Source organism: Thalassospira sp. Z349TD_5 (assembly GCF_056173045.1).
The window spans coordinates 459158-479353 of sequence record NZ_CM149654.1 but is presented as its reverse complement, the minus strand read 5'-3'; the positions used below and the strand labels follow the sequence as shown (position 1 = coordinate 479353).

The following is a 20196-nucleotide window of genomic DNA, read 5'->3' as shown; positions in this document are numbered from 1 at the left end:
AATTGGCGCTCAATGCCGTGCATGATCATGTTGCTGCTGCCCGTGCGCTGGCGGCACGACTGCCCCAACTGATTGATGAGTCCCGCCGGACAGCCATCAGTCTGCGCGGGGGATTGCATGGCAACCGCAAGGTCGGGCCGGGCAGTGATTTTTGGCAGTTCCGGCCATATGTTCCGGGCGATCCAACCAATCAGATCGACTGGCGCCGCTCCGCACGCAGTGATCATACATTTATCCGCCAAACTGAATGGCAGGCCAGTCATAATTACTGGATCTGGCCGGTGTTATCGCCATCCATGTATTGGTCATCTGCGCGCGACATTCCAAGCAAGGCCGAACGCACGCTTATCATATCGATTGCGCTGGCCGACCTTTTGATCCGAAATGGTGAAACTGTTGGCACGTTTGATGTCGAACGTACCCGGGTTACATCCGCCGAACATCTGGAAAAACTGGCACATGCCATGTTGGCCACTCCGCCAAGCATCGCCGAACAGGGCCTGAATATGCATCCCGGGCGCAAACATTCTGTTTTGGTGTTGGGCGATTTTCTGGAATTTGCCGATCACGGCACCCAGACACGAAATGCCGTCCGTCATTTGGGCCAATATCAGAATGACGGCGCACTGGTTCATATTCTGGACCCTGCCGAAATCTCGCCGCCGTTTCAGGGGCGGGTCAATTTCCTTGATTCCAATGACACCCTGATTTTCAAAAGCGAGAAATTCGAAGACATCGCCGAGGGTTTCAAAAGCCGGGCACAAAAGTGGCGGGCAGATGTCCGTGATGCTGCGCGCCAGAACGACTGGCTGTGCGACCGTCACGTCACATCGGAAAGTGCAAGCCCAACCCTGCTAGCACTGTATCAACATCTTAGCGAACGACAGAACCAAAGCGGGTCAAACGGGCGTGGGCGCCCCAACCTGAACCGCCCCATCCCGGACGGTCATAAAACGCAGGAGACGTCATGAGCCTTTCGGCCATCACATTCCTGTATCCGGCGATGCTGGCAGGCCTTATGGTCCTGCCGATTGTCTGGCTGTTGATACGCTCCGCCCCGCGTGCGCCAAAGCAAATCACGTTTCCCGCAGCCCGATTGTTGCGCGGCTTAAAAAGCCAGCGCCGGGATGTTCAGCGTGCGCCAATCTGGCAAACCATTCTGCGCTGTCTTATTCTGACCTTGCTGATTGTCGCAGCAGCCCGCCCGGTGATGAACAGAAACGAATTTGTTCAAAACAACGGCGCGATTTTGATCATTGTCGATAATGGCTGGTCGAGTGCATCCGAGTGGTCACAATACCGCTCAGCCTTGGATCAGATCATCAATAAGGCACGGTTTGATCTGCAATCGGTTTATATCGCCCGTACCGCCCCCGAGGCCGCCGGTGCAACCACGTGGAAACTGCCCGATATTGTCGGCCCACTTTCGCCGCGCGGGGCGCAAGACCTTATTGGCCGGTTACAACCGCGTCCGTGGGCAGCTGATTATTTCGCCCTGTCTGATCTGATTTCCAATCAACAGGAAATGAACACGACGATTGGCAGTGTGCTTTGGCTCAGCGACCAGATGGCAAACCCCGGCAAATCCGAACTTGCCGAGGAGCTTCTTCAAATTGCCCCGATCACGGTGATCGAACCGACGATTAATGATCGAATGGCGGTACGGTCCCTGATCCGGTCACGCACTGGCTTGATCACCACACTTTCCCATAATCGCAGCGACACGGCCCGCACGATCAATCTTCTTGCACGCGGCGAACGTGGATCGGTCCTGTTGCGCCACAATGCCGAAATTGCTGCCGATACTGAACAAACCGAACTGACCGTTCTTTTGCCAAGTGATATCGCCAATGCCATTCAAACCGTCGGCATTGAGGGACGCGAAAGTGCCGCGACGGTGTTTCAAACAGGTGCGCGTTGGCAACAACGTCGCGTGGGTGTGATCGTCAGCTCCGGGGACAGTCCGGCGGTTTTATCGGACCGGTATTTCTTCCTTGATCGGGCGCTGTCCCCCTATGCCGAAGTCATCTATCAGCCGCTTGGCAAATTGCTGGAACAGAAAGTCGATGTTCTGGTGGCAACCGGCCCGATTTCTGGATTGGGCAGCCAACATAAAAACCTTGAAAGATGGGTCAACGACGGCGGCATGCTGGTGCGGTTTGCTGGCGACAGTTCGACAGAAATCGGCAATGAGTTTTTACCCGTCACCTTGCGTTTGGGCAATCGCGACTTTGGCGGTTCCATGTCGTGGGAAAAGCCAAAACGATTGCTTGATTTCCCCGAAACCAGCCCGTTTTTTGGCATTACCATTCCACCGGAAATTACCATTACCCGGCAATTGCTGGCCGAACCAGACCCCGATATTTTGAGTAAAACCTGGGCGCGCCTGACGGATGGCACCCCCTTGATTACCAGCTCCGCGCAAAATGCCGGACGCCTTGTGCTGTTTCACGTCACCCCATGGGCCGATTGGTCGAACTTGCCGATGTCGGGACTGTTTGTTGAGCTGTGGCAAAGAATCCTGCCACTTGCCAGTCCGAGCAATCCCAACAGTGGCGAACTGCAAACCAGTTTACCGCCGCAATCGGTCCTTGACGGGTTTGGACAGGCCCATCAACCCGATGCGATGATCCTGCCCCTTCGCGCACCACTCGCCACACCGACACCACGTCATCCGCCCGGCATTTACGGCGAAAACGGTCAGGCAGTTGCCCTGAACCTTGGTCCGTTTCTGGGATCACTTGCCAATGATGTGACGTGGCCATCCGGGATTGATAAACGCAAAATCACGGATCATAACCAGATTGATCTTGCCGCCTTGTGCCTGATTGGGGCGTTGCTTTTATTGCTGGTCGATGGGCTTACCTTATTGGCCGTGCATCACGTCAGTCTGCGCCGCAACCGGCAAAGCAATGCGGTGACATCCACCGTCATCGCACTTGCAATGCTTGGCACGTCGACCATCACCGTGATGCTGACATCGACGACCGATGGTAATGCCGCAACCCTTCAGGAAGCAGCCCTGTCGCCTAGATTGGCCTATTTTGAAACCGGCGTTGCACCGGTGGACCGGCTTAGTCAGGCGGGCATGGCAGGATTAACCGAAATCCTGCGTCAACGCAGTGCGGCCGATCTTAGCAGTGTCAACGGGGTCAATCCGGAAACGGACGAACTGAGTTTTTATCCCTTGATCTACTGGCCGCTTGTCGATGGTCAGAAACCGTTTTCTGAACGGGCACGTGACCGGTTGAACAAGTACCTTGAAAACGGGGGCATGATCCTGATCGACAGCCGCGACCGCGAAGTTGAACCCGCCCGGTTGCGTCGCCTTCTGGCCGGGCTTGAAATCCCGATCCTTGACCGTGCACCGGGCGATCACATCGTATTTCGCAGTTTTTATCTGCTTGATCATGCCTATGGCCGGTTTTCGGCCCCCATTTGGCTTGATGCCCGCCCGGATCAACGTCTGGATGGTGTGGCGTCGGTGCTATTTGGGGGCAACGACTGGGCATCGGCATGGATGTTACCCGAAGGCCGCGAAGAAATGCGCGCCGAGGATATTTCACCAAGACAGCGCGAAATGGCGTTTCGATTTGGCGTTAATCTTGTGATGTATGCGCTTACCGGCAGCTACAAGGGTGATCAGGTACATTTACCCGCCATCCTTGAAAGGCTTGGCCGATGACCCAAGACTGGCAGAACCTTCAGATATCGCCTTTGCTTGATATCGGTATTTTGCAAATTCTGGCTGTGCTGTGCCTGATTGCGGTGGTGGTTTTTGCCCTATTTCGACTGCGCGGCACCATCTGGCGCGGGGTGGTGATGGTACTTGTGCTGCTTGCACTGTTGGCACCACAGTTTGCCGATCAGGACCGTGAAAAATTGAGCGACATTGTGCTGGTCCTTGTGGATCGCAGTGCAAGCCAGGAAATTGGCGACCGGTCCGAGCAAACCGACGAAACGATCAAGCAACTTCGCGACCGTTTTGCCGACAATGATACGATTGAACTGCGGTTTGAGGATGTCACAGGCCAATCTGATACCCGCATGTTTGCGGTTGTTGATCGCTTGCTTGGTGGCATTCCCCGTGAACGGCTTGGCGGGATAATGATGATCACCGATGGTCAGGTGCACGATGTGCCCGCCCGCCTTGATCTGGGCGCGCCACTGCATGTGTTGATCACTGGACATGAAGACGAACACGACAGACGATTGCAAATTCGTCAAAGTGCCGATTACGGCATTGTTGGCAAGGATGCGGAATTCATGGTCGAGGCCATTGATCATGACCTAGCCAAAGGCACACCGATTGCCGTGCGCATGTTGCTTGAAGATGGCACCGAGAAAGAAATCTACCTACCTGCCAATGAACAACACCGCATCAACATCCCGGTTCCTCATGCAGGACCGGTTTTGGCCGAACTTCGCATGGACGAGATCGAAGATGAAACCGATCAAACCAACAACCGCCTGATCCTTGAAACCACCGGGGTTCGCGACCGGTTGCGGGTACTCTTGTTATCGGGGGAACCTCATCCGGGTGAACGTGCATGGCGTAATCTTTTACGGGCTGATCCGGGGGTTGATCTTGTGCATTTCACCATCCTGCGCCCGCCCGAAAAGGGCGATGACACCCCGATCAATGAATTGGCTCTTATTCCTTTTCCCATTCGTGACCTGTTTGAAGTGCGCCTTCGCCAGTTTGATTTGATCATTTTTGATCGTTATCAAATGCGCGGTGTGCTGCCGGCTCATTATCTGGAAAAGGTTGTCGACTACGTAAAGTGGGGTGGTGCGGCGCTGGTGGTCGCCGGGCCGGAATATATCGGGGCAGACGGGCTTTCGAGTACGGTGCTAAATGACCTGATGCCCGCGGTTGCGACCGGCCGGATTATGGAACAACCGTTTGTACCGCGCGTGAACGATGCCGGCCGGTTACATCCCGTCACAGCCGCAATTGCCGGCTCGCCAAGCACCCCGCCCAAATGGGGACGTTGGTACCGGCAAATCGAAACCAGAACATCTGATCCCGATGTCATGACACTGATGACAGGTGCGGATGATATGCCGCTATTGACCTTGCAAAGGGTCGAAGAAGGCCGGGTTGCGATGCTCAGCTCCGATCAGATGTGGCTTTGGCAGCGCGGTCATGATGGTGGTGGCCCGGTGGCCGAACTGCTGCGCCGGTTATCGCATTGGTTGATGAAAGAACCGGCACTCGATGAAAACACCATATCGACCGTACGCAGTGCAGATGGCGAAAGCCTGATCCTGAATTGGCGAAAAATTGGGGCAAATCCTGAAATTGGAAGTGTGATCAACCCCGAAACCGGTGAACAGGTAAATGCCGCCTTTGAAAAACAACCCGACCAGACATGGCAGGCGGTTGTTCCCATGGCTGAACGCGGATTGATCCGGGTGAGAGGGCGAGACCTTAGTGACCGAACCCAAACGGCTTTGCATGTTGATCGCGACGTCTTGACCGCCGAATCACGCAATACAAATTCCACCCCCGAAATCCTTGCCGGATTGGTTGCGCAAAATGATGGATATATCGGGCGTATTGAAAACGGGCTTCCCGATTTCCGTCATATCCCAAGCGACCGGGTTCGGCATGGATTGAACTGGGCAGGTTTTCTTGAAACAGACAGCTATCGCACCATTGTTGGTGGCATCACCAATCTATTGCCGATCCCGTTGATTGCGCTGTTGATCGGCGCGATTTGTCTGGTTGGCTGGCGGGTAGAAAGCAAATAGGTCGAACCGCCATTTTGCCTTTGGGCCACTATGACGAACGAATGGGGCCTTTGCCTTGGGCCACTTCAGCGCAGGTTTGTTGATGGAACGAACATAATCCGCCCCGGAACTTATCCACCAGAAAATCGATAAAGACCCGAACCTTTGTCGGCAAATGGCGACGTTCGGGGTAAACCGCGTAAATGCCCCCGCCGCTATCGGCATTAAAGTCCTTTAGGATCGACACCAAACGTCCATCCAAAAGGGCTTGGGCGACAATGAATTCCGGCTCGCGCGCGATACCCAGCCCGCGAATTGCAGCGGTCGAGGTAAATTCACCGTTATTGCACGATAAAACCGGGTCAACACGCACGCTGACCTGTCCGTCCGGTCCGTTGAAATCCCAGATGTTCGGGCTGGGAAGGTTGGTGTAGGACAGTGTTTTATGCTGGGTCAGGTCTTGTGGCGTTTTCGGTTCGCCATGTTCTTGCAAATACGATGGTGCCGCGACGATGTGACTGGAAAAATCAGCCAGCTTGCGCGCGATCAGACTTGAGTCTTTCAGTCTGGTAATACGGATCGCCATATCAACACCTTCGGCGACGAGATCAACCATATGATCGGCCAGATGAATGTCAACATGCAGACCGGGATACTGTTCCATGAACTCTGTGACAAGGGCAGGCAAATACATCTGCCCGAACGTCAGGGGTGCCGATATTCTCAATGTCCCGCGCGGAGTACCGCGTAAATCGGTCAGGGCATGCTCGGCGGTTTCGATTTCTTCGACCACACGCGCGCAATGCTGATAAAATGTTGATCCGGCATCGGTCAGGCTCAACCGTCTTGTGGTTCGATTCAAAAGCCGAATGCCAAGATTGTCTTCAAGCTTGGTCACATGTTTGCTGACAGCAGATTTTGACATACCGAGCTTTCGCGCCGCTCCTGAAAAACTGCGTTCTTCAACCACACGGGCGAAAACAGTCATCGCATCAAGATTTCCGATCAACATTACTTTGCTCCTGCCTGCCGCCAAACTGTTGCCTGTTTGGAAACAAATTAATGTCACATCACCTAATTGTCTTCAACGCGGAAATGACGACAATACGGACAGGATCGCGTAAAGCAGATCCCCTAAATCCAAAACGACGACGCCGGAGGAAACAAGATGGGACTGTTGGTCGAAGGACGCTGGCAAGATCAGTGGTACGATACCAAAAGCACGGGCGGAAAATTCAAACGTCAGGATTCTGCGTTTCGCGATTGGCTATCCAAAGATACCGATGCCCGTTTCCCCGCCGAAGCAGGCCGTTACCATCTTTATGTTTCCTATGCCTGCCCGTGGGCGCATCGCGCATTGATCATGCGCGCGCTTAAGGGCCTTGAGGACATGATTTCTGTGTCTGTGGTTCACTGGCATATGGCAGAAAACGGCTGGGAGTTTTCGCGCAAAGAAGGTTTGGCTGACGATCTGGCCGACCGCGATTTCATGCATCAGGTCTATACCGATGCGAAACCGGATTATTCTGGCCGTGTTACCGTTCCGGTCCTTTGGGACAAGAAAACCAACAGCATTGTGAGCAATGAATCGTCCGAAATCATCCGCATGCTAAATAGCGCGTTTGACGATGTTGGCGCAAAGCCCGGCGACTATTACCCGGAAGATTTGCGCGGCGAAATCGACCAAGTAAATGAACGCGTGTATCACGAGATCAACAACGGCGTTTACAAATCCGGCTTCGCCACAACACAGTCTGCCTATGAAGACGCTGCCAAGACGCTTTTTAACGCACTGGACTGGATTGAAGACATTTTATCTACCCAGCCTTACCTTGCGGGCGATCGCATCACAGAGGCCGATTGGCGGCTGTTTACGACACTGGTGCGGTTTGATCCGGTCTATCACGGGCATTTCAAATGCAATCTGCGGATGCTGCGCGATTATCCAAACCTTTGGAACTATACCCGCGCGCTCTATCAACATCCCGGGATCAAAGAAACGGTCCATTTTGACCATATCAAAAACCACTATTATCAAAGCCATCCGACCATCAACCCGCACGGCGTGGTGCCAATTGGGCCGGCTCTTGATTTCGATGCGCCCCATGACCGCGACAGGTTCAAACCTTCATAACAGCCCCAAGCAGTCATGTGATGATTGTCATCAGACAAACAAAAAACCCCGCAGCAGTGCTGCGGGGTTTTTAAATCCGTAAAACGGAAAATCTTAGTTCAGGCGACCCTTGATTTCCGCGATCGCGTTATCAACCAGTTCGTCAGCCTTGGCACCAGAAACCTTGTCAGAAACAAGGGCCATGGTCGCCTTGGTTGCGATTTCGGCGACATGCGCACGAACTTCGGCAACCGCCTGGCTTTCGAGATTGGAGATACGTTCCAGAGCCTGCTGTTCACGGCGTTTAAGTGCCGCTTTGAGCTCAGCCTGGGCGCTTTCCAGCATACGGTCGGCTTCTGCCTTGGCATGCGCGCGGATCTCGTCAGCTTCCTTCAGGGCTTCGCGTTGTTTGGCCTGATAATTGGCCAGAAGCTCCTGAGCTTCTTCGCGAAGACGCTGAGCTTCGTCAATGTCGTCGGAAATCTTCTTTGCACGTTTATCAAGTGCAGCAGAGATCCCTTTGACGGCTTTGAACCCGCCAAACCCAACGACCAAAACGAACGAAAGCGTGGTCCATGTGTATGGATCGGTAAGGAAAGTAACCTCATGGGTTGCCATTATCTTACTCTCCTACAATAGCCGAAACAGCCTTGTCGGCAGTTTTGGCCTGAACCTTGACGCCGATAAGTTTGTCGGTTGCTTCGCGGGCGATTTCAGAGGCTGCTTCCGCAACACCTTTCATCGCATCCGTTTTGGCATCCACAATTGCCTTTTCGGCATCAGATGTCTTTTTAGACAGCTTCTTGACCAGTGCTTCGGTTTTTTTAGCCTGCTCTGCAGCAGCCTTTTCCGAAGCTTCACGAATATCTGCTTGCGCAGCATCACGAGCTTCTGCCAAAGCAGCCTCGTACTTCGCGATGGCGGCATCGGTTTCGTCTTTCAACGCCCGAGCCTTGCCAAGATTGTCTTCGATGTTCTTTTGACGGCGTTCAAGAACTTCACCGACTTTTGGCAGCGCAATTTTCGACATCAAGAAATACAAGATGGTGAAAATAACAAACAGCCAGAAAATCTGTTCTGAGAACGTCGCAATATCAAACTGCGGCATAGCCTACTCCCGAATTCAACGACACCGGCGAGGGCGTTCCTCGCCGGGCCGAGTATTCGCTCAAAAGGCGCCGATTATACGAAGAGAACGATCAGCGCAACGACAAGTGCGAAAAGCGCAATAGCTTCGGTAACGGCAAAACCGATCCAGCCATAAAGTTCTACATCAGCTTTGGCAGCCGGGTTACGGCCAACAGTGGCAATCAGGCTTGACCAGATGTTACCGACACCGATACCGGCACCAATCATACCAATAGCAGCCAGGCCAGCACCGATCATCTTTGCAGCATCGAGTTCCATAACTTCACCCTTTCGAATTTCTTAAAGGCAATCAGAAGAGATCACACCAAACCACACACATCAGTGCATGTGGATTGCATCATGGAGATAGATGCAGGTGAGAATTGTGAACACATAAGCCTGAAGCGCAGCAATGCCGAACTCCAGAACAGTAATCCCCGTCAGAAGAGCAAACGGAAGCACGCCAAGAATGCCAATCAGGCCGACGAACCCACCGATAACCTTCAGCATGATGTGGCCAACTGTCATATTTGCAAACAGTCGGATCGCCAAGCTGAACGGACGAGAGAAATAGGAGATGATTTCAATCGGGATCAAAATGATCGCAGTCGCAATCGGCGCGCCTTCCGGGAAGAACATCCGGAAGTAATGCGTACCATGACGCATAAAGCCGATGACCGTCACACCAATGAAAATCACCAGAGCCAGCGCGAAGTTAACCGCGATGTGGCTCGTAAAAGTAAAGCTGTGCGGGATCATGCCAAGCAGGTTCCCGAACATCACAAACATGAAAAGCGTGAAAATGAACGGGAAATACTTACGTCCCGCACTTCCAACGTTATCTTTGAGCATATTGGCGACGAATTCATACATCACCTCGGCAGCACCCTGCCAGCGTCCGGGAACCAATGCACCACGACGCATAGACATCGTCATGAAGCACGTTACCAGAACGGCTGCGATCACCATCCAAAGTGCGGAGTTGGTGAAGGAAACGTCAATACCGCCAACCGAAAGATCGGCCAATGGTTTGATTTCAAACTGCTCTAGCGGTCCAGCCACCGTAATCCTCGCTCAATATTATAAGGTTTCGAGGTTAATCCTCGTCGCCCTGCTTGCTGCGCTCCCTCATCGCACGCCCAAGTCCGACAGCACTGTCGTATCCTTTGGCAACGCGATAAGCGTTTAAACCTCCAGCCCCTGCTCCGAGAAAGACAAACAGAACAATAAGCCAAGGGGTCGTATCAAGCACCCGATCCAGCGCCCAGCCAATCAGCAAACCAACAAGAACCGCAGCGATCATTTCCGCCGAAATCCTCATGCCGATTGCCATCCCTTGGGATGGTTTACCAGTCGCCCGGTTCGGGCTGTGCTTTTCTTCGCGTTTGTGCGCGACTGCCGAAAGCTTCGTCTCAAGCTCTTCTAATGAAGCGCGATCTTTGTCATCGCTCATCGTCGTGAACCCCGCTTTAGCAGCCTTGCAAACGTCGCAAGGAAATGCGCGGGCAACATACTTAGCACCCCATGGGCTGTCAAGCTGTAAAACCCCACCCGACAGGGCACTCAATAAGTCACCTAAGCATCTGAAAAATAAAGACTTAATCGCTATAATGTGAAGGAAAACACATTTGACGTTAGGCGATAGTTGCAGACGACTATACGGCCCTATCACGGGCAACATCCGCTGCAACCGGCGGTTTTCCTTGTTTCTTACACATTTAAGCACATCGAGTGCCCAAGATCACAGTTAATCTTAATTTCAATCTATTCGGGCGTTTTCAACCAAAGTGACCGATATTTCACCCGCCAAAGGCAATTTGAAACCAGACAGTGCGATTTTACCAAGGCCGATTCACCGTCATCGCACACCGCGCCGGGGCGTCCGAAATATCCGAAAATTACAGCTTACGCACCGAAAGTGTTCTTTGCTGATCAGCCTGTTGCCATCCATTAGGAAGTGCGGCGAGCATCCAGTCGAACTTGTTAAACAAGGCCCAAACAGCGCCTAGGGTGTTTGCGGCGATCTGGTTCATGTCGATGGGTTGGCGATCCAGAATTTCATCACGCAGAACGGCAATAAGCTGTTCAATCGTTCTGGTCCCGTCAAACACAGAAAGCAGTTTTGCCAAATCAGGCCCGCCGGTCAGGTCAATTGCATTCCCGCTGCCATCTTCGATCAAAACCGGCTGCCCCGAAAGCGCGATCAGATCGTCAAAAAACGTCTCGTTCGGCCGGACAAAGAAATAAGGCGCCAAATCTGCGTCGGGTAACACGCCACCGGCACCTTGTGCATCGTCTGCCGCCCCAGATTTGGCTTTGGTCAGATAAAACGCATGCAGCGGCATCGCCCCGCTAAACCGTTCACAGAAGGCCTGCTGATCGCGTAGTGGCTTGGTCGCCAATTCGCGTAAGGTACGTTGATCGCGCACAAGGTTTTCGATGGCGTAATGCGCCTTGCCCGTGCCGCCAAAACCAAAGAACCCGGTAAAGGCCGCAACCTTCAATCCGGCCGAGGCGGCAAAGTCATACACCCCGTGAACGTCATAGGCACATTCCACGGGGTGGAGCAGCAAATCGACAATTTCCGGATCGTTTTCAAGCAACCCTTTGATAAAGCCCGGACCGCCGCCCATTTTAAGCAACATGTTGTCTTCGGGAAGGTCGGCCAAGAGTGCTCTGGTCATCGCTAATTGCGCACCCAGATCCTTTTCGGGCAAAAGTGGTGCGACCATTTTGCGCCATTCTGTAACCGCCAGACGCCCGTGTTCGCCGTAGACCATAACCCCCATCGCCCCATCTGGCTTCAGGACCATCGTCAAATCGCGCAGGCCTTCTTCGGGGTCTTCAAGGTGATGGAGCACACCCGCACAATTGATGTAATCAAATCCATCGGGTTTTGACGCGGCAAAGTCGGATATCGTCATATTGACATAGGTAACGTTTTCAAGCCCGCGTGCCTCGGCGCGCGCACGGGCAACCTTGGTACTGGCAAGCGACGGCTCAAGATAGGTCACCGTGCCCCCGGCGTCGCGCAGTTGCTCGGCAAGCCAGATCATGGCATCGCCGGTGCCGCCCCCGGCGACAAGCGCACGGAAGTTGTTATCGATCACTTTGCGCCCGGCAAAGCCATAATGATTAATCCGTGACAAGCTATCCATCGGTGGCATGAGCAAACGGTCCTTTTCCTCCTGCGGGTCACGCAGTGGATAGGGATACTGTTCATAGAGTTCACGCACTTTTTGGGACATTGCCGCCTTCACCTTCATTGAATTTCAAAGAGGTGTAACATTCCAAGCCGCCATAGGAAAGTGACCTAATCGGTGAAATCAAGTTCGGTCTGTTCTTTCTTGGAATAGACTTCTGCCTGATGCAGATCGACCGACACAAGTGATGAAACGCCGCGTTCTGCCATCGTCACCCCAAACAGCCGGTTCATCCGGGCCATGGTCATGCGATGGTGGGTGATGACCAGGAAGCGGGTATTGGCGTGTCGGCCAATCGCTTCCAACAGCTTGCAGAAACGGTTGACATTGGCGTCATCGAGCGGGGCGTTGACCTCGTCAAGCACGCAAATCGGTGCCGGGTTGGTCAGGAAGACCGCAAACAAAAGTGCGACCGCTGTCAAGGCCTGCTCACCGCCCGACAACAATGACAGATGCTGCAATTTCTTGCCCGGCGGGGATGCCATGATCTCAAGCCCGGCTTCAAGCGGATCATCGGCATCGGTCAGCATCAGATGCGCGCCACCGCCGCCAAACAGGCGAACAAACAACTGCTGGAAATGTTTGTTGACTTCGTCAAAGGCAACTTTAAGCCGCGCACGTGCTTCGCGGTTCAGCTGATTGATGCCGTTGCGTAATTTGTCAATCGCGGCGGTCAGGTCATCACGCTCAGACACCATGGTATCTTTTTGTTCTTGCATCTCGGCAAGTTCAACTTCGGCCCTGAGGTTGACCGCACCAAGATTTTCACGCTCACGCGATTGGCGTTGCAGACGGGCGTCGATATCACCCTCGCCGGGAAGTTCCTTGGTCAGGTCAATTTCACCCAGCTCAACCAATTGGTCTGGCGTCGCATTGATCCGTTCGCGAATGCGTTCGATCAAGTCGCGACGATGCTGTTCGGCCTGCTCCAAAAGGGCTTCACAGCGCACGCGCCCCTCGCGGGCTTCGGCCAGTTTCTGTTCGGCTTCTTTCAGGTTAACGTCGGCTTCGCGCTGAGCATTTTCGGCACGCTGTAATGCGTCGGCCGCGTCCTTGCGGGTCTGATCGGAAAGATCAATTCGGTCAGACAGGATCGCGCGGCGTTCTTCGATCTCTTCGGGCTTGAGTTCAAGCTCCTCGATCTCCATCCGGGCTTCTTCCTGACGTTCGCGCAGTTCTGAAACCCGTTCCCCCGCACCGGACGCCCGTTCATTCCAGGATGAAATTTCGTTTTCAACAAATTCAAGACGCTTCCGTCTGCCCGACATATCACGCAACATGCGATCAAGCTGACTTCTGGCTTCCATCTGATCGGCACGCGCATCGGCCAGATTGGCGCGTTTTTCAATCAGTTCGGCCTTGATTTCCATCAGCCCTTCGCTGCTTTCTTCGGGCAGAGCTGACAGCTCGTTGTATTCGGCGATGACTTCATCAAGGTCCAGTTTGGCGCGCTTTTCGGCTTCTTCTGCGTTTTGCAGACGGCCTTCGATTGCACTGGCATCGCGTTTGATGTTGGCGATTTCTTCGCGGGCACGCGACAGAGTGCCTTCGGCTTCACGCACCGCACGATGAGTTTCCTGTTCGGCAGCACGGGCCCTTTCGATTTCTTCTTCGAGGCGTTCGACATTTTCGTTGGCGATTTCTGAACGCTCGCTTGCCGTTTCGACGATGGCCTCGGCTTCTTCAAGTTCGCCACGCAATTCTTCAAGGCGGTTACGCTGACGCAAGCGAACAGCAGCCGGCAATTCTGCCCCCGCCAAAATACGATAGCCATCCCAGCGCCAAAGCGCGCCTTCGCGTGAGACAAGCCGCTGCCCTGCCTTCAGGTTCTTGGCCAGCCAATTGCCGGTTGCCTCGTCATCAACAATCCCGATCTGCCAAAGACGGCGGTTCAAAAGGGCCGGTGCTTCGACAAACTTGGCAAGAGCAGCGACCCCGTCGGGCAAGGCAGGATCATCCGTGGCCGGATCAATCACCGTCCAATGCATCGGTGCGTCATCGGCATCGGGCGCATCAAGGTCTTCGCCAAGCGCAGCCGCCATCGCCAGTTCAAGACCGCTTTGCACAGAAATATCTTCGATCACGGCGCGGTGTTGTTGATCGGCGTTGCCTTTAAGCAGGCTTTCAAGGGCTTCTATTTCCGCCTGAAGGCGCGACTTTTTGCTTTCAGCATCACGCAGAGCATCCCGGGCGTCGTTTTCAGCCGTTTTCAGATTGTCTTCGCGGTCGCGCAATTCGGCCAAGCGCATTTCGGCTTCTTCGGTTGCCATTTTGCGCTGCTCACACAGCTCTTCGCACTCTTCAAGATGCATGCTTGCTTCTTCAAGAGCCTCGTCAAAGTCTGCTTCGATGCGAATATCGTCAAGTTTGGCAACGGCTTCGTCGTGGCGCTCGGTCAGGCGATTGCGCCGTCCATTGAGTTCACCAAGACGTTGCTGAACCGATTTCAGGCGTGCTTCTTCGTCGGCAACCTTACTGGTCAGGGCTTCGGCCTCGGCTTCAAGCTCTTCGACAAACAGCGCCTTTTCAGCAGCCGTTTCCTTGGCCATATCAAGCTCGTCATCCTCACCACCCTGCGCATCACGCAGTTCTTCGCCCTCGGCTTTCAACTTCTCAAGCGCGCCATGTGCGTCGCTTGCCAGTTCGGCTTCGCGCGATAGATCGGCATCAATTTGCTGAATGCGCCCACGCAGCTGGCTCATCTGGGTTTCGATCTGGGCTTTATCCTTATCCAGACCTTCGCGCTCGATCAAAAGACGTTGCAGGGCGGCGGCGGCATCGGCTTCTTTTTTTCGAAGGTCGGGCAGACTTGCGGCAATATGGGCCTGAACGGTGGTGGCTTCGGTGACTGACGATGTCAGGTCACGCACGGCACTTTCACCGGCCACCAGCACTTCACGGGCGTCTTCCTGGCGTTTCTGTGCGTCCGTCCACCGGATATGAAACAACAGTGCTTCGGTCTGGCGGATACCGATGCTGAGTTTCCGATACCGTTCGGCCTGTCGTGCCTGTTTTTGCAAGGATGCAATTTGCCCATCGAGAGTCACAAGGACGTCTTCAAGACGTTCAAGGTTCTGTTCGGCATTTTTCAGTCGAAGTTCGGCTTCGTGGCGGCGCGAATGCAGGCCGGTAATCCCGGCAGCTTCTTCCAAAATCAGGCGGCGCTGGCTTGGTTTTGCACCAATCAACGCACCGATTTTACCCTGGGAGACCATGGCTGTGGAACGCGCACCGGTCGCGGCATCGGCAAACAGCAATTGGACATCGCGCGCACGCACATCCTTGCCATTTACCCGGTAATTTGATCCGCCGCCGCGTTCAATACGCCGTGTGACTTCAAGCATTTCGAAATCGTTGAACATGGCGGGGGCTTTGCGTTCGCTGTTATCAAGCGTCACGCTAACTTCGGCCACGTTGCGCGCAGGTCGCGACGATGTCCCGCCAAAAATAACGTCGGACATGTCCGAACCACGCATTTGCTTGGCCGAGGTTTCCCCCATGACCCAACGCAGCGCTTCGACAAGATTGGATTTGCCACAGCCGTTCGGGCCGACAACACCTGTCAGCCCGTCTTCAACCAGAAGATCTGTTGAATCGACGAAGGATTTGAACCCCGTCAGCCGTAACGATTTAAACTGGACCAATCATGTCCCCCGGTCCGCACCTTTTGCCCCTGTCGCCGGACACCGTCCCAGACGGTACCCGGCAGATCTTATTTTATCAGTCGATAAGGTCTTCGACTCTGTCGATAAAGAATTCAGCTTCACGTGCACCAGCAATGGTTTCACCATCAATGATAAAGCTTGGCGTAGATGAAACGCTGTATTCCTGCTCACCCCTCATGCGCGATGCAACAATCGCATCAATCATGGCTTCGTCGGCCAGACACGCATCAACCGCATCGCCGTTCATGCCGCCAAACCGCACAACCTGTTTGATGCCCTCAATCGGGTCTTCCGAACGGGCCCAGGTCATCTGCGATTTAAACAGCATGCTCAAAACACCGAAATAACGGTCATCACCGGCACACTGCGCAACGGCTGCCGCGCGAAGGGCGATACCATCAAGCGGATAATCACGGAAAATCATTTTCGCCTTGCCGGTATCAATCAGCTTTTCCTTGATTTCAGGCAGGACTTCATTGTGGAACGCAGCACAGTGCGGACAGGTCAAAGAAGCATATTCAATAATCGTCACTGGCGCATCGGCATCGCCCAGAACATGTTCTTTCCATTCTGCTGCCTGTGACGGTTGTGCGCTAACAACGCCGAGCGCCAACAAAAACGCGCCAGCAAAAAACTTAACTGCCTTTAGCAAGGAAACCTCCGTTAAAACAAAGTTTTGTGATTACAAGCCTGTTGCAGCGCGGGAGTCAACACGCGCGCCAAAACAGCTATCGCACCAACGAGTCGCCAAGCTGCCGGGAAAATGCGGCAACTCCGTGATCGTACATTCCAATAAAATGATTCGATATCTTCCGACGGGCCCAATGCCCATCGCGGGTCAAAACAGATCGCCTGTTTGGGACGGATTGTCCTGTTTGTGCAAGGTTATTTTTTGCCATCCTTGGGCCGAAGACCACCAGTTGCCCCGGCGATGTGACGCCCAAGCCGGGTCAGGACTTCGCGCAAATGCGGATCTTCGATTTTGGCGATGTTGATTTCACTGGCCTTGGCAATATTGCCTTCGGGAACCGATGTCGGCGTATGAACCGTGCGCTCAGGGCGCGATATATCGCCCTGCATCATTTTGATCCGTTCAACAGCACGATACCCGAAATAGGTATTCACCCGGTCAATGATCTGGGGCATGCGGTGCTGAAGTTCGATCGCGACCGGACCACTGACCCGAATGACCAATGTCCCGCCACCGGCATTTTCACCGCGTGGCTGGATATATTTGACCGGCATCGTGAATTTTTCCAGATCACGTCCGACGATTTCAGCCCAATGCAGGATAATTTCAGTTTGGAAAAAACCGCGCTTACGCACCAACGGACGTGTTAGGTTGCCGACAAGTGGCGCAACATTACGAAGACCATTGCGCCGTTCGGAACTGCCCATCGGGGTGATATTCTGTCTCTTTTTGACGGCGTTTTTTGCCGCCACGTCGCCCGACACCTGATCCGCTGCGGACCCTGCATTCGTATCGGTGATATCTTTTTTCTTGCTCACGCCCGCTTCTTTCGTAGGGTCAGATCAAAATTACCCGTCATTCAACCCGCAACATAACACGGGAACGCCGTGCATTTCACCAATCAGGAAATACATCGCCTCAATCGCAGCATGCTTGAATGGTATGATCGCCATCATCGCACCCTGCCGTGGCGATCAGAGCCGGGCGATTTGCCCAATCCATATCATGTATGGCTCAGCGAAATTATGCTGCAACAAACTACCGTGCAAACGGTGGGTCCGTATTTTTATGCGTTTTTGCAGCGCTGGCCGACTGTCACCGACCTAGCCCGTGCTGAACTTGATGATGTTCTGCATGGTTGGCAAGGGCTTGGCTACTATGCCCGGGCGCGCAATCTGCATAAGTGTGCCAAAGTTGTCGCAGACGAACATGATGGCATCTTCCCTGATACCGAGGAAGGCCTGTTAAAATTACCCGGTATTGGCCCCTATACCGCCTGCGCGGTTGCCGCCATTGCCTTTAACCGTCATGCGAGCCCGGTGGATGGCAATATCGAACGGGTGATTTCGCGGTTGTTTGCGCTTGAAACGCCGCTTCCCGATGTAAAGCCGGAAATTAAGGAAAAGTCATCAGCCCTGACCCCGTCAGACCGACCGGGCGATTATGCTCAGGCGCTGATGGATTTGGGCGCGACCATCTGCACCCCGCGCAATCCGGCCTGTGGCATCTGCCCATGGCAGGCCGATTGCGAAGGCCGCAAATCAGGCATCGCACCCGATCTTCCCAAAAAACGTAAAAAGGCTGCCAAACCAACGCGGGTTGGCTATGCATTCTGGATACGACGCGAAGATGACGGTCGCATTCTGGTCCGGCGTCGCCCGGAAAAAGGATTGCTCGGTGGGCTTTATGAGGTTCCGGGCAGTGACTGGCGCGCCATTGAGACACCCGACGACGTCATGCTGTCCGAAGCGCCGATAACGGCAAAATGGTCAGAACTTGAAGGTACTGTCGGGCATACCTTTACCCATTTTCACCTGAACGTCAGCGTTCTGGCCACGACCCTGCCCGCTGATCAGGCTGACCAGATGGACGGCAGTTGGACAACCATTGACGGGTTGGCCGATTTTGCCCTGCCGACCGTGATGAAAAAAATTGTCCGACATGCGCTGACGTATCGTTAGAGCCCCAGTCAAAAACGACATGTCTTTGAGGTAACCAAAACAAAGGCCCGTGATTAAAACCACGGGCCTTTGTCATTTTGTAAACTCGCACGGCGCGATCAGGCGTAGATATCGATAACCTGTCCTCGGCCCTCGGTGGGCGTTGGAGCAGCCTGTTGCGAAGTTTCTGCTTCTGCTGTTTGCTCGACACGTTGTGACGATGGGGACTGCAAGTCATTGCTGCCGGTTTCAGCAATCGGTGCTGTCGCCTGCTGAATTTGGATCGGGTTTGGTGCGTATCCTGCACCACCTACTGGTCCTGCCTGCATTTTCGCCTCCATCTATCCTTACGGATAAGTTCAAGACCTAAGACATAACAACTTTCGCCTGAAAATGCAAAAGCCGACGTGTTTTTAAACCACGTCGGCTTTTAGGCATCATAGATTTAACCGGGAATTCCCGATCAGGATCAGGCGGGGACCTGACCCATTTCCTTGCGAAGCTGGCTGCGCAGATTGTCGATCGAAACCAATCGGCCATCACATTTGTAATGCCAATAAGTCCAACCATTACAAGCTTCTGCGCCTTGTACACGGGCACCAATCTGATGGATAGAACCCGCATTATCCTTATGGCTGATGGAGCCATCAGCACGGACCATCGCGGCAACATTGCCACGGTTGTCATAAATTTTCTCGCCCGGCGACAGCAGGCCACGTTCGATCACGGCGCCGAACGGAATCCGCGGCAAAGAGCGTTTCGACTCGGTAACTTCAAGACTGTCACCATCAAGCATCTGCACCTTGGCAATCCGTTCACGGGCGGCCTCGGCATAGGTTTCTTCGCGCTCTAGCCCGATGAAGTGGCGTCCAAGACGGCGCGCCGCAGCACCCGTCGTCCCGGTGCCAAAGAACGGATCAAGCACAACATCCCCCTGACGGGTGGTTGCCAACAGAACCCGCTGCAATAAGGCTTCGGGTTTCTGTGTCGGATGGACTTTTTTACCGTTGTCGTCTTTGAGACGTTCCGAGCCCGAGCAAATCGGCATCAACCAGTCCGAGCGCATCTGCAAGCCTTCATTAAGCTGCTTCATCGCTTCGTAATTGAACGTGATTGCTTTTTGCTCTTCGCTTTTCGAACACCACAGAAGCGTCTCATGCGCGTTGCAGAACCGCTTGCCACGGAAATTCGGCATCGGGTTGGTTTTACGCCAGACAATGTCATTGAGGATCCAGTACCCAATGTCCTGAAGCGTATTACCAACGCGGTAAATGTTGTGGTACGAACCGATCACCCAAATCGCACCGGTGTCTTTAAGCACACGGCGCGCTGCTGTCAGCCAGTCGCGGGTAAACTCGTCATAGTGACGGAAACTGTCAAACTGGTCCCAGTGATCATCGACCGCATCAACCTTGGAGTTGTTCGGACGCAGAAGATCACCGCCAAGCTGAAGATTGTAGGGCGGGTCGGCGAAAATTAGATCAACGGATTTCTCTGGCAGGCTGTTCATCATTTCGATGCAGTCGCCAACCAAAACCTGATCAAGTGGTAAAGATGTCTTTTTTGTCATGATGCCTTCTAGGTTCCCCCTTGAAACTTGACCAAAGCATCAACCGAAATAGTTAATGAAAGAGTTAACCGACTCCGAAATTTTTCAAGGATTCGCATTGTGTTAGAAAGTGCGCTGACTGTTTAGACAATCTTAACCGGTCTGCTTCAA

Annotated in this window: 17 protein-coding genes; 5 read left to right on the top strand and 12 right to left on the bottom strand. The window is 53.7% G+C overall.

Annotated features, from left to right (window positions below):
• Window positions 1–2: 2 nt before the first annotated feature.
• The 3 genes from AC0VXT_RS02205 to AC0VXT_RS02195 are packed head-to-tail and all read left to right on the top strand — an operon-like array spanning window position 3 to window position 5757.
• Entirely contained in the window at window positions 3–971 is a 969-nt protein-coding gene (locus AC0VXT_RS02205; RefSeq protein WP_276653475.1) for a DUF58 domain-containing protein, read from the top strand.
• Window positions 968–3685, top strand: a complete 2718-nt coding sequence (locus AC0VXT_RS02200; RefSeq protein WP_475547318.1) for a DUF4159 domain-containing protein — start codon at window positions 968–970, stop codon at window positions 3683–3685. Before AC0VXT_RS02205 ends, AC0VXT_RS02200 begins: the two co-directional genes overlap by 4 nt.
• A complete protein-coding gene (locus AC0VXT_RS02195) occupies window positions 3682–5757 on the top strand; it encodes a hypothetical protein (RefSeq protein ID WP_475547317.1) in 2076 nt (691 codons plus the stop codon). Before AC0VXT_RS02200 ends, AC0VXT_RS02195 begins: the two co-directional genes overlap by 4 nt.
• A 28-nt stretch (window positions 5758–5785) precedes the next feature.
• Here AC0VXT_RS02195 and AC0VXT_RS02190 read toward each other — a convergent pair whose 3' ends face one another.
• Window positions 5786–6748, bottom strand: a complete 963-nt coding sequence (locus AC0VXT_RS02190; RefSeq protein ID WP_475547316.1) for a LysR family transcriptional regulator — start codon at window positions 6746–6748, stop codon at window positions 5786–5788.
• Window positions 6749–6904: 156 nt separating this feature from the next.
• Here AC0VXT_RS02190 and AC0VXT_RS02185 point away from each other — a divergent pair, with 156 nt between their 5' ends.
• Entirely contained in the window at window positions 6905–7870 is a 966-nt protein-coding gene (locus tag AC0VXT_RS02185) for a glutathione S-transferase family protein (RefSeq protein ID WP_475547315.1), read from the top strand.
• Window positions 7871–7963: 93 nt separating this feature from the next.
• On the opposite strand, the gene AC0VXT_RS02180 is transcribed toward AC0VXT_RS02185, so the two are convergent.
• The 9 genes from AC0VXT_RS02180 to AC0VXT_RS02140 form a co-directional block, all read right to left on the bottom strand.
• Window positions 7964–8467, bottom strand: a complete 504-nt coding sequence (locus AC0VXT_RS02180) for a F0F1 ATP synthase subunit B family protein (RefSeq protein WP_022731588.1) — start codon at window positions 8465–8467, stop codon at window positions 7964–7966.
• A 4-nt stretch (window positions 8468–8471) separates the two neighbouring features.
• Window positions 8472–8957, bottom strand: coding sequence for a F0F1 ATP synthase subunit B family protein (locus AC0VXT_RS02175; RefSeq protein WP_022731589.1), 486 nt, complete (start codon window positions 8955–8957; stop codon window positions 8472–8474).
• A 74-nt stretch (window positions 8958–9031) separates the two neighbouring features.
• Entirely contained in the window at window positions 9032–9256 is a 225-nt protein-coding gene (locus AC0VXT_RS02170) for a F0F1 ATP synthase subunit C (RefSeq protein ID WP_022731590.1), read from the bottom strand.
• A 60-nt stretch (window positions 9257–9316) separates the two neighbouring features.
• Window positions 9317–10039 (bottom strand): F0F1 ATP synthase subunit A, encoded by a 723-nt coding sequence (locus AC0VXT_RS02165; protein WP_022731591.1) that lies wholly within the window; start codon window positions 10037–10039, stop codon window positions 9317–9319.
• A gap of 34 nt (window positions 10040–10073) precedes the next feature.
• Window positions 10074–10430 (bottom strand): AtpZ/AtpI family protein, encoded by a 357-nt coding sequence (locus AC0VXT_RS02160; protein WP_028791436.1) that lies wholly within the window; start codon window positions 10428–10430, stop codon window positions 10074–10076.
• A gap of 445 nt (window positions 10431–10875) precedes the next feature.
• Window positions 10876–12225, bottom strand: a complete 1350-nt coding sequence (locus AC0VXT_RS02155) for a class I SAM-dependent methyltransferase (protein ID WP_475547314.1) — start codon at window positions 12223–12225, stop codon at window positions 10876–10878.
• A 65-nt stretch (window positions 12226–12290) separates the two neighbouring features.
• Window positions 12291–15824: a chromosome segregation protein SMC gene (gene smc / locus AC0VXT_RS02150; protein ID WP_475547313.1), complete on the bottom strand. Its 3534-nt coding sequence runs from the start codon at window positions 15822–15824 to the stop codon at window positions 12291–12293.
• Between the two features lie 76 nt (window positions 15825–15900).
• The gene (locus tag AC0VXT_RS02145; RefSeq protein ID WP_475547312.1) at window positions 15901–16497 is read right to left on the bottom strand and encodes a thioredoxin domain-containing protein; all 597 of its coding nucleotides are present in this window, start codon (window positions 16495–16497) and stop codon (window positions 15901–15903) included.
• A 233-nt stretch (window positions 16498–16730) separates the two neighbouring features.
• Entirely contained in the window at window positions 16731–17354 is a 624-nt protein-coding gene (locus tag AC0VXT_RS02140; RefSeq protein ID WP_475547311.1) for a DUF721 domain-containing protein, read from the bottom strand.
• Between the two features lie 69 nt (window positions 17355–17423).
• Between AC0VXT_RS02140 and mutY the strand changes: the two genes are divergently transcribed.
• Complete coding sequence (gene mutY / locus AC0VXT_RS02135; RefSeq protein WP_475547310.1) at window positions 17424–18497, top strand: A/G-specific adenine glycosylase; 1074 nt, start codon at window positions 17424–17426, stop codon at window positions 18495–18497.
• 98 nt (window positions 18498–18595) lie between these two features.
• On the opposite strand, the gene AC0VXT_RS02130 is transcribed toward mutY, so the two are convergent.
• Together AC0VXT_RS02130 and AC0VXT_RS02125 are read right to left on the bottom strand one after the other, a co-directional pair.
• The gene (locus AC0VXT_RS02130) at window positions 18596–18805 is read right to left on the bottom strand and encodes a hypothetical protein (protein ID WP_101303042.1); all 210 of its coding nucleotides are present in this window, start codon (window positions 18803–18805) and stop codon (window positions 18596–18598) included.
• 140 nt (window positions 18806–18945) lie between these two features.
• Window positions 18946–20046 (bottom strand): site-specific DNA-methyltransferase, encoded by a 1101-nt coding sequence (locus tag AC0VXT_RS02125; protein WP_022731599.1) that lies wholly within the window; start codon window positions 20044–20046, stop codon window positions 18946–18948.
• Window positions 20047–20196 lie beyond the last annotated feature (150 nt).

Coding starts and splice junctions, on each gene's coding strand:
- AC0VXT_RS02195 (WP_475547317.1), top strand. CDS start 3,682: ATGACCCAAGACTGGCAGAACCTTCAGATATCGCCTTTGCTTGATATC.
- AC0VXT_RS02160 (WP_028791436.1), bottom strand. CDS start 10,430: ATGAGCGATGACAAAGATCGCGCTTCATTAGAAGAGCTTGAGACGAAG.
- AC0VXT_RS02170 (WP_022731590.1), bottom strand. CDS start 9,256: ATGGAACTCGATGCTGCAAAGATGATCGGTGCTGGCCTGGCTGCTATT.
- AC0VXT_RS02175 (WP_022731589.1), bottom strand. CDS start 8,957: ATGCCGCAGTTTGATATTGCGACGTTCTCAGAACAGATTTTCTGGCTG.
- AC0VXT_RS02200 (WP_475547318.1), top strand. CDS start 968: ATGAGCCTTTCGGCCATCACATTCCTGTATCCGGCGATGCTGGCAGGC.
- AC0VXT_RS02130 (WP_101303042.1), bottom strand. CDS start 18,805: ATGCAGGCAGGACCAGTAGGTGGTGCAGGATACGCACCAAACCCGATC.
- AC0VXT_RS02155 (WP_475547314.1), bottom strand. CDS start 12,225: ATGTCCCAAAAAGTGCGTGAACTCTATGAACAGTATCCCTATCCACTG.
- AC0VXT_RS02190 (WP_475547316.1), bottom strand. CDS start 6,748: ATGTTGATCGGAAATCTTGATGCGATGACTGTTTTCGCCCGTGTGGTT.
- AC0VXT_RS02185 (WP_475547315.1), top strand. CDS start 6,905: ATGGGACTGTTGGTCGAAGGACGCTGGCAAGATCAGTGGTACGATACC.
- AC0VXT_RS02125 (WP_022731599.1), bottom strand. CDS start 20,046: ATGACAAAAAAGACATCTTTACCACTTGATCAGGTTTTGGTTGGCGAC.
- AC0VXT_RS02180 (WP_022731588.1), bottom strand. CDS start 8,467: ATGGCAACCCATGAGGTTACTTTCCTTACCGATCCATACACATGGACC.